This window comes from Streptomyces sp. NPDC058157 (assembly GCF_042884105.1).
Taxonomy (GTDB): Bacteria; Actinomycetota; Actinomycetes; order Streptomycetales; family Streptomycetaceae; genus Streptomyces.
In genome coordinates, this window is record NZ_JBHVUQ010000043.1 from 36574 (window position 1) to 49425 (window position 12852).

11 protein-coding genes are annotated in these 12852 nt (G+C 74.5%); 4 read left to right on the forward strand and 7 right to left on the reverse strand.

The window, feature by feature from the left end; genetic code table 11:
* The first annotated feature begins 29 nt into the window (after window positions 1-29).
* Entirely contained in the window at window positions 30-929 is a 900-nt protein-coding gene (locus ACFVXK_RS13855; RefSeq protein WP_389611734.1) for a DUF4231 domain-containing protein, read from the forward strand.
* 21 nt (window positions 930-950) lie between these two features.
* Here ACFVXK_RS13855 and ACFVXK_RS13860 read toward each other — a convergent pair whose 3' ends face one another.
* From ACFVXK_RS13860 to ACFVXK_RS13875, 4 genes are all read right to left on the reverse strand, one after another.
* Window positions 951-1430 (reverse strand): hypothetical protein, encoded by a 480-nt coding sequence (locus ACFVXK_RS13860; protein WP_389611722.1) that lies wholly within the window; start codon window positions 1428-1430, stop codon window positions 951-953.
* A 93-nt stretch (window positions 1431-1523) separates the two neighbouring features.
* On the reverse strand, window positions 1524-2408 hold the full coding sequence (locus ACFVXK_RS13865; protein ID WP_389611723.1) for a S1 family peptidase: 885 nt from the start codon (window positions 2406-2408) through the stop codon (window positions 1524-1526).
* 162 nt (window positions 2409-2570) lie between these two features.
* Complete coding sequence (locus ACFVXK_RS13870; RefSeq protein WP_389611724.1) at window positions 2571-3392, reverse strand: DUF1684 domain-containing protein; 822 nt, start codon at window positions 3390-3392, stop codon at window positions 2571-2573.
* Window positions 3393-3504: 112 nt separating this feature from the next.
* Window positions 3505-4881, reverse strand: coding sequence for a DUF5685 family protein (locus ACFVXK_RS13875; protein ID WP_389611725.1), 1377 nt, complete (start codon window positions 4879-4881; stop codon window positions 3505-3507).
* A gap of 285 nt (window positions 4882-5166) precedes the next feature.
* On the opposite strand from ACFVXK_RS13875, the gene ACFVXK_RS13880 reads away from it, so the two are divergent.
* Complete coding sequence (locus ACFVXK_RS13880) at window positions 5167-5625, forward strand: cell division protein SepF (protein ID WP_385523443.1); 459 nt, start codon at window positions 5167-5169, stop codon at window positions 5623-5625.
* Between the two features lie 23 nt (window positions 5626-5648).
* Here the strand turns inward: ACFVXK_RS13880 and ACFVXK_RS13885 are convergent, their stop codons facing one another.
* Together ACFVXK_RS13885 and ACFVXK_RS13890 are read right to left on the reverse strand one after the other, a co-directional pair.
* Window positions 5649-6842, reverse strand: coding sequence for an acyl-CoA dehydrogenase family protein (locus ACFVXK_RS13885; RefSeq protein ID WP_358895076.1), 1194 nt, complete (start codon window positions 6840-6842; stop codon window positions 5649-5651).
* 184 nt (window positions 6843-7026) lie between these two features.
* Complete coding sequence (locus tag ACFVXK_RS13890) at window positions 7027-8769, reverse strand: MFS transporter (RefSeq protein WP_389611726.1); 1743 nt, start codon at window positions 8767-8769, stop codon at window positions 7027-7029.
* A 295-nt stretch (window positions 8770-9064) separates the two neighbouring features.
* Here ACFVXK_RS13890 and ACFVXK_RS13895 point away from each other — a divergent pair, with 295 nt between their 5' ends.
* Complete coding sequence (locus ACFVXK_RS13895; RefSeq protein ID WP_389611735.1) at window positions 9065-10201, forward strand: hypothetical protein; 1137 nt, start codon at window positions 9065-9067, stop codon at window positions 10199-10201.
* A gap of 266 nt (window positions 10202-10467) precedes the next feature.
* A complete protein-coding gene (locus ACFVXK_RS13900) occupies window positions 10468-11508 on the forward strand; it encodes a phosphatase PAP2 family protein (protein ID WP_389611727.1) in 1041 nt (346 codons plus the stop codon).
* 137 nt (window positions 11509-11645) lie between these two features.
* Here the strand turns inward: ACFVXK_RS13900 and ACFVXK_RS13905 are convergent, their stop codons facing one another.
* Window positions 11646-12695, reverse strand: a complete 1050-nt coding sequence (locus ACFVXK_RS13905) for a helix-turn-helix transcriptional regulator (protein ID WP_389611728.1) — start codon at window positions 12693-12695, stop codon at window positions 11646-11648.
* Window positions 12696-12852: the final 157 nt, after the last annotated feature.

Genomic DNA, 12852 nt, shown 5'->3' on the forward strand with positions numbered 1-12852 from the left:
CGAGCGCAGGGGGCGCCGTGACCGACAGCATGACCTTCAGGGGCGAGGACCTGCCGGCCCTCTTCCACCACACCGATCAGGCGGCGGTCTCCCGGCAGCGGGAGTCCGTCCAGGCCACGCGGGCGCAGCTGGTGCTGCTGGTCGTGGCCGCGGGGGCGGCGGCCCTTCCGGCGGGGCCCGCGGCGGGCGGGCTGCACCTGTTCGCGGCGCTGAGCGCGCTGGCGTACGCGGGGGTGCTGGCCGTGGGGGTGCGGGCGACGCGGCGGCGGGCCCGTCCGCAGTGGCAGCTCAACCGGAGCGCGGCCGAGTTCATCAAGTCGCTGGCGTGGCGGTACGCCGTGCACGGGGCGCCGTTCGGCAGTGAGGTCGCCGGGGTGGAGGGGGTGTACCGGGAGCGGCTGGAGAAGGGGCTGGACGAGCTGCGCAAGATGGGCTGGCGGGATCCGCGGGCGGAGGGTCTGGTGCCGGAGGGGGCGGAGGTCACGGGGGCGATGCAGCGGCTGCGGGGGCTGGGGTACCAGGTGCGCCGGGAGACGTACGTCCGGGACCGGCTGATCGAGCAGCGGACCTGGTACCAGCGCCGGGCGGAGGGCTCGCGGCGGGCGACGGCACTGTGGTCGTGGACGATCGTGCTGCTGACCTGTCTGGGGCTGGTGTTCGCGCTGTCCGGGGCGTTCGGGTCGGGTCCGGGTGCCACGGCGGCGGCGGGGGTGGCGAGTGCGGCCGCGGCGGCGGCGATCGCCTGGAACGAGGTGCGCCGCCACCATCCGCTGATCGAGGCGCACACGCTGATCGAGCAGGACCTGTCGGCGATGATGGTGGTGATGCAGACGACGATCACGGAGTCGCAGTGGCCGTCGGCGGTGTACGAGACGGAGCGGTACGTGTCGCCGCAGCACACCGACTGGCTGGCCCGGCACAGCAGTTGAGCCGGAGGCCGGGGGCGCGGTTCAGTCGCGGGCCGCGCCTTCGGGCCAGATGACGGTGACGGGTTTGCCGAGGGCCCGGGCGTAGGCGACGATCTCGCCGGTGCCGCCGTGTCCGCGGGCCGGGAGGCCGTCCCAGACGGCGACGAGCCGGTCGCAGGCGTCGGCGATGTAGGTGCCGGCGGCGTAGTAGGCCTCGTCGGTGGAGCGGGGGAAGGCCATCACGACCTCCTGGGTGGCCCGCTGCCTGAGGCGGCGGTAGGCGGCGAGGCCGCCGCCGTCCCGGAAGGTGTCCTCGTAGTCCCCGCTGGGGATGACGACGGTCAGTTCCGCGCCGTATTCGAGGGCGATGGCGGCGAACATCTGGTCGGCCCCGTCGGCGAGGCTGGAGAGGGCCTCCAGTGGCCCCGGGTGCCCGCCGAGCACGGCCCGCAGGCCCGCCTCGACCTGCGGGAGGCAGGCGTCGGGGATCGACCGGTGCCCCGTCACGCCGATCCGCTTCATCCGAGATCCTCCCCCCGTGGACGCCCTGGACATCCTCCCAGAAGGCGGGAGGACGTCCAGGGGGCCTGCGCCGGGGCGGGGGCTCGTGTGCCGTCAGTAGACGCTGACGCCGTAGGCGCTCAGGGCCTCGGTGACGGGCTGGAAGAAGGTGGTGCCGCCGGAGGAGCAGTTGCCGCTGCCGCCTGAGGTGAGGCCGACGGCGCGGCTGCCGGAGTACAGGGGGCCGCCGCTGTCGCCGGGTTCGGCGCAGACGTTGGTCTTGATCATGCCGTAGACGACGTCGCCGTTGCCGTAGTTGACGGTGGCGTTGAGGCCGGTGACGGAGCCGCTGTGGATGCCGGTGGTGGAGCCGCGGCGGGTGACGGCCATGCCGTTGGTGGCGTCGACGGCGGTGGTGATGTCCTGGCTGCCGACGGTGCCGGGCGGGACGGGGCTGTTGCTGGCGTACTTGATGAGGCCGTAGTCGTTGGTGGGGAAGCTGGAGCCCACGGTGGTGCCGATGGTGGTGGTGTGGGAGGTGCTGGTCCACCAGGTGCCCGCGCCGTCGGTGCAGTGGCCGGCCGTCAGGACGTAGTAGTTGCTGCCGCTGCGGACGTTGAAGCCGAGGGAGCAGCGCCAGCTGGTGGCGTAGATGGCGTCGCCGCCGGAGAGCAGCTTCCTGATCTTCCCTGGGGTGCGTTCGATGCGCAGGGCGGCGGCGTCGGCTCCGGCCTCCTGGCGGATTCTGGCCAGGTCGGCCTGGGTGACGGTGGAGTCGGCGGTGACCACGAGGGTCCCGGTGGCGGGGTCGGTGTGCCAGGCGGTGCCGGCGACGTCGGCGCGCAGCACGGAGGCTCCGGCGGCGGCGAGCCGGGCGGCGCTGAAGCCGGTGTCGGCGGGATCGGCGCTGGCGGCGGCGGGGGCGGCGATCGCGGCGACGGCGGCGAGACCGGTGGCCACGGCGAGCAGCCGGAGTCGGGTGGTGCTGTTGGTCCTCACTTCACGTCCTCCCGGAGGGGGTCTGGGGCCCGGCGGGTCGTGGGGGTGCACGGGCCCTTGAGCGGCGGGGGGAGGGCGCGGCGGGCGCGCGGCCGTCGGCCGAACGTTTCGCCGTGCCCCTGACAAGTCCGCCGGATGACGCTGAACGGGAGTGTCCTGGCGTCAGTTACCGGCGGCAAGGGCGCCTTTCAGCCGTCGCTCTCCTGCGGCGACCGCGAACGGCAGGGTGTTCCCGCGGGGCGGGAACGGGCAGACGAAGTGGTCGGCGAAGGCGCAGGGCGGCAGCAGGGCCCGGTTGAGGTCGACGGTGATGCCCCCGTCCGGATCCGGGGTGCCGGGCCGCAGGAAGCGGAACCGGTAGCTGGACTCGCCGCTGGTGGCGTCGGCGAAGACGGCCCAGAGGCTGCCGTCGCCCCCGTCGACGGCCACCTGGAGGCGGTGGACGGCGCCGGCGTGCTCGAAGACCAGCTCGCCGCCGAGGCCGAGCCCGCGGGCGCGCCCGTCGGCGTTCTCGACCTGGACGCTCCGCTGCTCGCCGTAGGGGCGGAACCGGCCCGGCAGCGCGAAGGCCGGATCGTAGGGGGTGGCCTCGATGCCCCGGAAGGCGCGCCGGGCGGCGGAGCCGGGGTCGTAGGTGCGCACGGCCCACTCCCCCTCGCGCCGGATCACCACCAGGCGGAGGGCGCCCGCGGCCAGCCGGGAGCCGTCCGGCCGGCCCGCGTCGGCGTCCAGCAGCGCCTCCCCGTCGAGGGGCTTGCCGTCGAGTGCGAGGCCGTCCTCGGGGCAAGCGCTCACCAGCACGCCGTCGGCGGTGGCGCGCCAGCGTCCCGGAACGGCCGGAATTCGACCTTCCAGGTCCTCCGGCACCGACTCGGAGATCCAGTGCGTACCGGTCAGCGAGAGGGGTCCGTAGGGGGCGGAGACGGTGGCCACGCGCTGCTCGTGCCACCGCCGCCAGGCCGTGGTCGCTTCGTCGTCGCTCATGCCGCTCAGCCCTTCCCGGCGGACCGGGGCGGGAATCCCCCCGTACGCCGTACGGGCCTGTGGATCCCGGGAACTGACGTGGACTCAGCCGGTTCCCGGGTCCCTCGGGGCCTCAGTTGCAGCCGCAGTCGCAGCCGTCGCAGCAGCAGCCGTCACAGTTGCAGCAGTCACAGCCGTCGCAGCCGCAGCCGTCGCAGTTGCAGCAGTCGCAGTCGCAGTCGTCGCACCAGGCGTCGCGCTTCTTGCGGGACCAGGGGCCCTCGTAGTCGGTGCAGCAGATCTGGCAGGTGCAGAACAGCCCGATGGCCACCGCGCAGCCGTGCAGCAGACCCCGGCGCGGCTTCTGCGGCGGCAGTCCACCGCCCCCGTGGCCGCCACCGTGGCCGCCACCGCCGCCGGGACCGCCGGGGCCCATCGGGGGCGGCATGCCCGGCCCGCCGGGGGCGTACTGCGGCGCGCCGCCGTAGGGGTTCTGGCCGTACGGGGCGCCGCCGTAGGGGCCGGCCTGGCCGTGGCCGCCCTGGGCGTACGGGTCGTGGCCCTGCGGGGGGTAGCCCTGCTGTGGGTAGCCCTGCGGGGGCTGCCCGTAGCCCTGCCCTGCGGAGTTCGCGGCGGCGTGGCCGTGCCCGCAGGAGGTGGTGCCGAAGGCCCGGTCCACCGAGGTGCGCAGCTCGTGCACCAGCAGCCGGTGGGCCAGCCCCGCGTCGGCGAACTCCACCTCGCGCATCGCCAGCTTGATCCCGTGCAGCGCGTCGTCGCACAGCCGGCGGGCCTCGGCGCGGGAGGTCCCGGTGGCCGTGAGCGGGTTCCAGGCGCCCGCGGCGGCGTCGGCGGTCTGGTCCTCGACGGCGTCCAGCAGGTGCGCGAGCCGCCCGAAGTAGCGGCCCGCCTCGGCCAGGGGCGCGGCGTTGCCTGGCCGTCCCGCCAGGACCGCGGTATGCGCGAAGGCGGCCGCGGTCGCGGTCTCCGTCGGCTCGGTGACCACCAGCACGGGCGTGCCGGGGCCCGCCAGGCTCTCGATGCCGCCCTGCCGGTCCACGGCGTCGACCAGCACGGCCGTGTCGAAGCCGAGCGCGGCACCGGTCCGGGCGCCGGCCCGGTCCCAGCCCCGCGCCACGCGGCGGGCGGCGGCGGCCATCGGGGCCCGGGCCAACAGGCCGTCCCGGTCGGCCACGTGGTCGCGCACCTTCGCGGAGGCGAGCACCAGCGACACGGCGGCCGCGAGCCGGGCCCCCTCGCCGTTGGCGACCGGGGCGGTGCGCATGCCGCGCAGCGGGCAGGGTCCCGCGGTGCGCCGCGCGCCGGGCAGCGGACCCGACTGAGCCTCCGTCAGAACGGAGACGAGGAGCCCGTCGTAGTTCGTGACGATCCGGGCGAACTGCCCGTGGTCACCCCGAAGTGCCAGGCACAGCCCGCAGAGATGGGCCATCCACTCCGTCTTGAACCGGTCGCCGAGCCGGTGCGTACAAGGTCTGACGATGCCGAACAAACCGCTTCCCCCGTGTGTCATCCGCGTGTTTCCGGGGCATCGTATCCAGCCAACTCGTTCACCCGTACGCCCCAGCGCCTCACCCGGACGGCAGCGGCGGTCGTATTTTCACTCAGTCAGCAGCGGCAGCGGCGTGGAACCTCGCCGGTGCAACGGATGTTCTGCACCAGTCCCGTCACGAAACCCCTGCGCGGCGGCTATCCACTTGGCGCGTTGTCAGCATGATGGACGACCATAGGGGCAGCGGAGCACAGGACAGACTGGCCACGGTGAAAGGAGGCGTCCATGGGTTCGGTACGCAAGGCGAGCGCCTGGTTGGGTCTCGTGGAGGACAGCGACGACGAGCGGTACTACGACGACGACTACGCGGAAGCGGTGGACGGCCGGCAGGGCTCGGTCGCCGGGCCCGGCGACCAGTGGGTCACCGACCCCCGGGTGCGCGTGGCCTCGGAGTCGGCGGTCGAGCGGGGCCGGCGCATCGCGACGGTGACCCCGGACGGGTTCCGCGACGCGCGCGGCATCGGCGAACTCTTCCGCGAGGGCGTCCCGGTGATCGTCAACCTCTCCTCCATGGACCCGACCGACGCCAAGCGCGTCGTCGACTTCGCGGCGGGCCTGACCTTCGGGCTGCGCGGCTCCATCGAGCGGGTGGCGACCAGGGTCTTCCTCCTGACCCCGGCCGACACCCAGATCGTCAGCGGCGAGGCGGGCGGCCGCTCCCGCGACTTCTTCAACCAGAGCTGAGCGAGGCCGCCACCGGCACCGGCCTACCGGAAGGCGTCGAGCCCGGTGAGCGCCTTGCCCAGCACCAGCTGGTGCATCTCCACGGTGCCCTCGTAGGTGAGCACCGACTCCAGGTTGGTGGCGTGCCGCATGACGGGGTACTCCAGGGAGATCCCGTTGGCCCCGAGGACGGTCCGCGCGGTACGGCAGATGTCGATGGCCTCGCGGACGTTGTTGAGCTTGCCGAAGCTGATCTGCTCCGGCCGCAGGGTCCCCGCGTCCATGCGGCGGCCCAGGTGGTGGGCGAGCAGGATGCCCTTGTGGAGTTCCAGCGCCATGTCGGCCAGCTTGGCCTGGGTGAGCTGGAAGCCGCCGATCGGCCGGCCGAACTGCTCCCGCGTCCGCGCGTAGTCGAGCGCGGCCTCGAAACTGGCGCGCGCCGCGCCCATGGACCCCCAGACGATCCCGTACCGCGCGTGGCTGAGGCAGCCCAGCGGGCCCTTGAGCCCGGTGACCCCCGGCAGCACCGCGTCCGCGGGCAGCCGTACGTCGTCCATCACCAGCTCGCTGGTCACCGAGGCGCGCAGCGACCACTTGTGCTTGATCTCCGGGGCGGAGAAGCCCGGCGTGTCGGTGGGGACGGCGAAGCCGCGGATCCCCTCGTCCGTCTGCGCCCAGACGACGGCGACGGAGGCCACCGAGCCGTTGGTGATCCACATCTTGCGGCCGTTCAGGATCCAGTCGGAGCCCTCGCGCTTGGCGTGGGTGCGCATCGCGGCCGGGTCGGAGCCGACGTCGGGCTCGGTCAGCCCGAAGCAGCCGATCAGCTCGCCGGCCGCCATGCCCGGCAGCCAGCGCTGCTTCTGCTCCTCGGAGCCGTACTTCCAGATCGCGTACATCGCGAGGGAGCCCTGGACGGAGACCAGGGAGCGGATCCCGGAGTCGGCGGCCTCCAGCTCCAGGCAGGCCAGGCCGTACTGCACGGCGCTCGCGCCCGCGCAGCCGTAGCCGGTCAGGGACATGCCGAGGGCTCCGATGGAGCCGAGCTCGCGGGCCAGCTCGCGGATGCCGGGCAGTTCGCCGTCCTCGTACCACTGGGCGATGTGCGGCAGGACCCGGTCGGCGGCCCAGGTGCGGACGGTGTCGCGGACGGCGAGGTCCTCGGGGCTGAGGAGTTCGTCGAGCCCGAGCGGATCGGTGGGGACGAACGGGTTCTTCGGCGCGGACGACGCGGACAAGAGGGGCCTCCCGGCAGGCACGTGGGGCGAAACCTAGCGGTGCAAGTTTGTCCCCGCGCCCGCCCCGGGTCCACCCCCGACCCCCGCCGCCTTCCCGGTCAGGCGGGGTCCCCGGGCCGCGCGGGCACCGGACCGCCGGGCCCCCTGGGCCGCGCGGGCGGGGCTCAGGCCGCGCGGCCGGGGCTCAGGCCGGGCGGCCGGGGCTGCTGCCGACGGCCGGGTCCCGCTCCGGCGCGGCGGGGCCGGGGATCAGCTTCCCGGGAGCCCCGGTCGCGGCGGCCGACCCCTTCGGCTGCGCGGGCAGCCGGACGGCGCCCCGCGCCTCGGTGTCGGCTTCGCCCCCGGCAGGGGAACCGCAGGCGGCCGGGTCGGCGTTGTCCATGGTGCGCGGCAGCTTGAGCGCCATCACCGCGCCCGCCAGCAGCAGGCCCGCGCTGACCACCAGGGTCACGTGGAGCCCGTGCACGAAGGAGTGCCGGGCGGCCTCCGCCAGGGAGCGACCCGCCGGACCGCCGAGGTGGGCGGCGATCTGGTAGGCCTCGCCGAGGGAGTTCGCGGCCCCCGCCGAATCCTGGGCCGGCACCCCGGGCACGCCGAGCAGGCCGGGCCGGTAGGCGGCGTTCATCACGCTGCCGAGCAGGGCGATGCCCATGCCCGCGCCGAGCTGGTAGGAGGTCTCGCCTATGGAGGCGGCGCCTCCGGCGGCCTCCACCGGGGCCTCGCTGAGCATGGACTCGTACGCCGCGAAGAGGGTGGTCTGGAGGCCGAAGCCCAGCAGGACGAATCCGACGGTCAGCAGGGCGGGCCGGTCGTGCTGGCCCATCAGCGTCAGCAGCAGCACCGCGCCGGCGGTCAGCACGAAGCCCAGCGAGACCATCGCGCGCGGGCCGACCCGCTGGAGGGTGTACGAGCCGGTGGCCCCGGCCGCCATGGCGGCGAAGGTCAGCGGCAGCAGCCGCAGGCCGGTCTCCAGCGGGCTCAGGTGCAGCACCAGCTGGAGGTACTGGACGGCGATCAGCTCCAGGCCGACCAGGGCCAGCATGGCGAGCACGATGCAGCCCACCGAGGTGGAGAAGGCCGCCCGGGAGAACATCCGCATGTCGATCAGCGGGTGCTCGCGCCGCTTCTGCCGGCGTACGAAGAGGACGAGCAGTACCGCACCGAGGACCAGCGGGACCAGCGCCTGCGGGTCGGCGAGCTGGCGTTCGGCGCCGATCCGCTTGACCCCGAGGACCACGCCGAGCACGCCGCCGGCGGCCATCAGCGCGCCCAGCACGTCCCAGGGTCCGTCGGCCGCCCCCCGGGACTCGGGCAGCAGCCAGCGGCCCAGCGGCAGGATCAGCGCCATGAGCGGGATGTTGATGAGGAAGACGGAGCCCCACCAGAAGTGCTGGACGAGGAACCCGCCCAGGACCGGTCCGCTGGCGGCGCCGATCGCGGCGACGGCGGTCCAGATGCCGATGGCCAGGGCCCGTTCGCGCCGGTCGGGGAAGACCTGGCGCAGGATCGACAGCGTGGCGGGCATGATCATCGCCCCGCCGACGCCGAGCAGGGCGCGGGCGCCGATCAGCACCTGGGCGTCACCGGCGAGGGCGGCGATGGCGGAGGCCACGCCGAAGAGGGTGTAGCCGAGGAGCAGGATCCGGCGGCGGCCGACCCGGTCGCCGAGGGTGCCGAAGAGGATCAGCAGCGCGGCGCACACCAGCGGGTAGGCGTCGACGATCCACAGCAGTTCCTGGGAGCCGGGGCGCAGGTCCTCGGTGACGGCGGGGACGGCGACGTGCAGGATCGTCGCGTCGAGCGCGACGAGCACCAGGCTGACGCAGAGGACCGCGAGGACGACCCAGCGGTTGGCGCCGCCGGAGGCCTCGGTGATCCGCTGCCGCAGGGAGGGCTTCCTGTCGCCGGCCGTGTTCGTCCCCGACATCCATGTACCTCCCAGGTGATCCCTCGCACTCGGCGGACCAGCGTCGTGTGGCGCCGCGGGGTGGTGCCCTGTGCGGCGTCCTACGGGGTCCGGCATCGACACGCGAGTGAAGGGTCAGCGTACGCGAGTTCGTGTGGCCGGCACGTGGTCAAGCTCTCATCCCGGCGGCGGCCCCGTTGTGGTGTGCACCACTCGCCCCGCCCCTCCTTCCCCCTGCGTACACGCCCGGTCACGGCCCGTGGTTCTGGTTCCGGGCCAGGTGGCCGGTCCGTTGATACTCGTGTCCGTGACAACTGTGCCCGCCTCCGACGCTCCTCCCAAGGACCCCGGCCCCGGCCCGCGCCGGGCCGCCCCCGCGCTCGCCGCGTTCGCCGCGGTCCGGCAGCTCGGGCTGGCCGTGCTCGCGGTGTGGTCCGCCGCGGCCGGCAGCAGCCCGCACACGCTGCTGTCGGCGCGCTGGGACTCCCTCTGGTACGCGCGGATCGCGGCGCAGGGATACGGGTACGAGGTGGTCCTGCCGAACGGGGCCGTCCATTCCAACCTGGCGTTCTTCCCGCTGCTGCCGTGGCTGGAGCGGCTGGTGGCGGCGCCCACCGGGCTCTCGTACGGGTCGGCGGGCCTGGTGGTCTCGGCGGTGGCGGGGCTCGCCGCGGCCTGGGGGATCTTCGCCGTCGCCGATCTGCTCCACGGGCGGCGGGCCGGCGTGCTGGCGGTGGCGCTGTGGGCGGCGCTGCCGGTGGGGATCGTCCAGTCGATGGCGTACAGCGAGTCGCTGTTCACGGCCCTGGCCGCCTGGGCCCTGTACGCGGCGCTGCGCGGGCGCTGGCTCGCGGCGGGCCTGCTCGCGGCGGGGGCGGGGCTGACCCGCCCGGTCGGGGCGGCGGTGGTCGCGGCGGTGTGGGTGGCGGCCGCCTTGGCGTGGCGGCGCGGGGAGCGTTCGTGGCGGATGGCGGCCGGGGTGCTGCTGGCCCCGGCGGGGGCGGCGGCGTACGCGCTGTGGGTGGGGGCCCGGACCGGTGGGGGGCTGACGGGCTACCTGGACGTGCAGGCGGGCTGGGGCAACGGCTTCGACGGGGGCTGGGCCTTCGCCCGGTTCATCGGGGCGCGGCTGGCCTCGTCCGCCTTCCTCGCCGGGGTGGGCCTGATCGCCGGGGTGCTGCTGGTGCTGTGGCTGTACGCGCTGTGCGTGCGCCGCCGGCTGCCGGCCGCGCTGCTCGTCTACTGCGGGATCGTGGTGGCGCTGGCGCTGTGCGCCTCGGGGTACTTCGGCTCCAAGCCCCGGCTGCTGCTGCCGGCGTTCCCGCTGGTGCTGCCGCCGGCGCTGGCGCTGGCCCGCCGGTCCGGCCGGCGGGCGGCGGCGGTCGTCGGGGTGCTCGCCCTGGTCTCGGCGGTCTACGGGGCGTTCTGGCTGAACGGCTCGGGGCCGCCGTGAGCCCGGCCCGCCACCACCGCGCATGATCACGGAATGGACCATTCCAATCCATGATTGCGCAAAGGAATTGAGCTGCGGCGATAAACCCCCCGTAAGCGCGCGGACAATTGGCGGGGCAGCACTCCGGGAGTCGAATCCGGGGAGTTCCAACCGGGGGCGGAATAACGGCAATTAAGTCCGGCGTGAGACGCACTCCACATCACATGGTCATCACAAAGCGCGCGATTCGCGCGGGCCGCGCTTCGACGCGCGGTAACGTCGATTGAGTGCGTACCGACCAATTGCTGTCCCGTCTGGAGCCGGTGTTCGCCCGGCTGGACAGGGAACCAGAGCGACCGGCTCATCTGCAGACCCCGCAGATGAGCCGGCACCGCGTCGTGCTCCTCTGCGCGACCCTCGCCTTCTACCTGGCGATCGTCGTGGCCGTGCTCACGACCTCCTGGCTCGTCCGCCTGGACTGGCAGATCATGTTCTTCCGGCCGTACGAGCAGTGGCCGCAGATCCACGCCTTCCTCGACTACCTGGTCGTCCTCGGCCAGCGCGGACCCACGGCGGTGATGGTCGCGGCCTGGCTCGGCTGGCGCTCGTGGCGCCAGCACACCCTCCGCCCGCTGATCGCCCTCGGCGTGGCCCTGTTGCTGCTGAACATCACCGTGGGCTCCGTGAAGCTGGGCCTCGGCCGGCTCGGCCCGCACTACGCCACCCAGATCGGCTCCGCCGAGCTCTTCGCGGGCGGCGATATATTCCCTTCCGGCCACACCGCCAACGCCGTCGTGACCTGGGGAATCCTGGCCTACCTGGCCTCCACCACGGTCACCCGCCGGGTGCTGTCCATCCTCTCCGGGGTGCTGTCGCTGAGCGTCGGGGCCACCACGGTCTACCTCGGCACCCACTGGGTGAGCGACGTCCTGCTCGGCTGGACCGCGGGCCTGCTGATCATGCTGGCGCTGCCCTGGTTCGAGCCGCTCATCGCCCGCTCCGAGGCCTACGTCTTCGAGGTGCGCGAGCAGTGGCGCCGCCGGCTGGAGGAGGGCCGGCTCTCCGAGCCCGTCGCCGCCGCGCTCACCCCGCTGCTGTCGGCGGGCGGCAAGTGGCGGCCCCGGCCGCCCGAGGCCGCGCCCGTCGCCGCCGCGCAGGCGCCCGCCGGGCACTCCCCCGCGCTGCGGCCCGCCGCGCACGCCCACCCGGTGTCCCGGCCGCACCTGATCCGCTCCGAGCGCACCCCGGTCACCCCGGCCGGAAGCCGCCGCCCGGCGCACACCGAGCGGGCCGCCGCCCGCAGCGCCCGCCCCGCCACCGGCGGCTGACGCACCCCGCGGGACGGTACGCACACCCCCACCCCGCACCCCGACGGCGGGCCGGTTCGACGAACCGGCCCGCCGTTCATATGTCCGGACCGTCAGCCGCGCGCCCAGAGGTTCCTCCGTACCGGGTCACGCTTGTGTCACGGGTTGTCGACGGCCGCGGCCGCCCCCTCGGCGATTGCGCCGCCGGAATTCAAATCCCCGCGGCGGAAATTCCCGTGCTCTCCGGCGCCTTCCAACGCACGCGTGAGAAGGTCCCGCAGAGCGGCGATCCGGTCGGCCAGCGCGGGGGGCTCCACGACCTCGAACTCACAGCCGAGCATCATGACGTGAATCACCAGAACGTCGAGGTTCACCGCCCCCGTCCGCAGCAGGCAGCTCTCCGCGTCGAGCGGCTCCAGCACCCCGTCGGCGGGCCCCACGATCCCCGCCGCCGCCTCGGCCGGCACCCGCAGCCGCACCACCGCCCGGACGGCGTAGGCCCGTCCCGAGACCCCCTCGGAGACGTACGCCGCGAGGTCCTCGGCGGGGGGCGGGCGCGGCGTGAACCGCGGGCCGTGCGGGGGGCGGGGCTCGATCCGGTCGGCGCGGAAGGTCCGCCAGTCCTCCCGGTCGAGGTCCCAGGCGACGAGGTACCAGCGCCGCTCGGTGCACACGAGCCGGTGCGGCTCGACGCTGCGGCGGCTCACGGTCCCGGCGTGGTCCCGGTACCCGAAGCGCAGCCGCTCGCCGTCCCGGCAGACGGCGGCGAGCTCCGTGAGGACCGCGGGGTCCACGGTGTCGCGGCCGGGCCCGCGGAGCATGGGGACGGTGAACTCGTTGAGCGCGGAGACCCGTCCGCGCAGCCGGCCCGGCAGCACCTGCTCCAGCTTGGCGAGGGCCCGGACCGAGGCCTCCCCGATCCCCTCGACCCCGTTCCCGGCGGCGGTCCGCAGCCCGACGGCGACCGCGACGGCCTCGTCGTCGTCGAGCAGCAGCGGGGGCAACTGGGCCCCCGCCCCCAGCTGGTACCCGCCGCCGGTGCCGGGGGTGGCGTTCACGGGGTAGCCGAGCCCCCGCAACCGGTCGACGTCACGCCGCACGGTGCGGGGCGTGACCCCGAGCCGGTCGGCGAGGTCGGCGCCGGTCCACTCGCGGTGGGCCTGGAGGAGGGAGAGCAGCCGGAGCAGCCGCGCGGAGGTCTCTAGCACCGCCCCAGTGTGCCCCCCGCCCCTCCTTCACGCACCGCTCGCCCTTCGCCCGTCCCCTGGGGGCTCCGCGCCTCAATCGCCGGCGGGGGGGAGTTAAAACCCGCCCGCGGTTTGAGCGCGGGCGCGGCGGGCCGTGGAGTGGGGCGCAAACGGGGTG

Excerpts from the sequence above, each read along its gene's own strand:
- ACFVXK_RS13870 (WP_389611724.1), bottom strand. The coding sequence starts at position 3,392 with ATGAGCGACGACGAAGCGACCACGGCCTGGCGGCGGTGGCACGAGCAG.
- ACFVXK_RS13860 (WP_389611722.1), bottom strand. The coding sequence starts at position 1,430 with ATGAAGCGGATCGGCGTGACGGGGCACCGGTCGATCCCCGACGCCTGC.
- ACFVXK_RS13880 (WP_385523443.1), top strand. The coding sequence starts at position 5,167 with ATGGGTTCGGTACGCAAGGCGAGCGCCTGGTTGGGTCTCGTGGAGGAC.
- ACFVXK_RS13855 (WP_389611734.1), top strand. The coding sequence starts at position 30 with ATGACCTTCAGGGGCGAGGACCTGCCGGCCCTCTTCCACCACACCGAT.
- ACFVXK_RS13890 (WP_389611726.1), bottom strand. The coding sequence starts at position 8,769 with ATGTCGGGGACGAACACGGCCGGCGACAGGAAGCCCTCCCTGCGGCAG.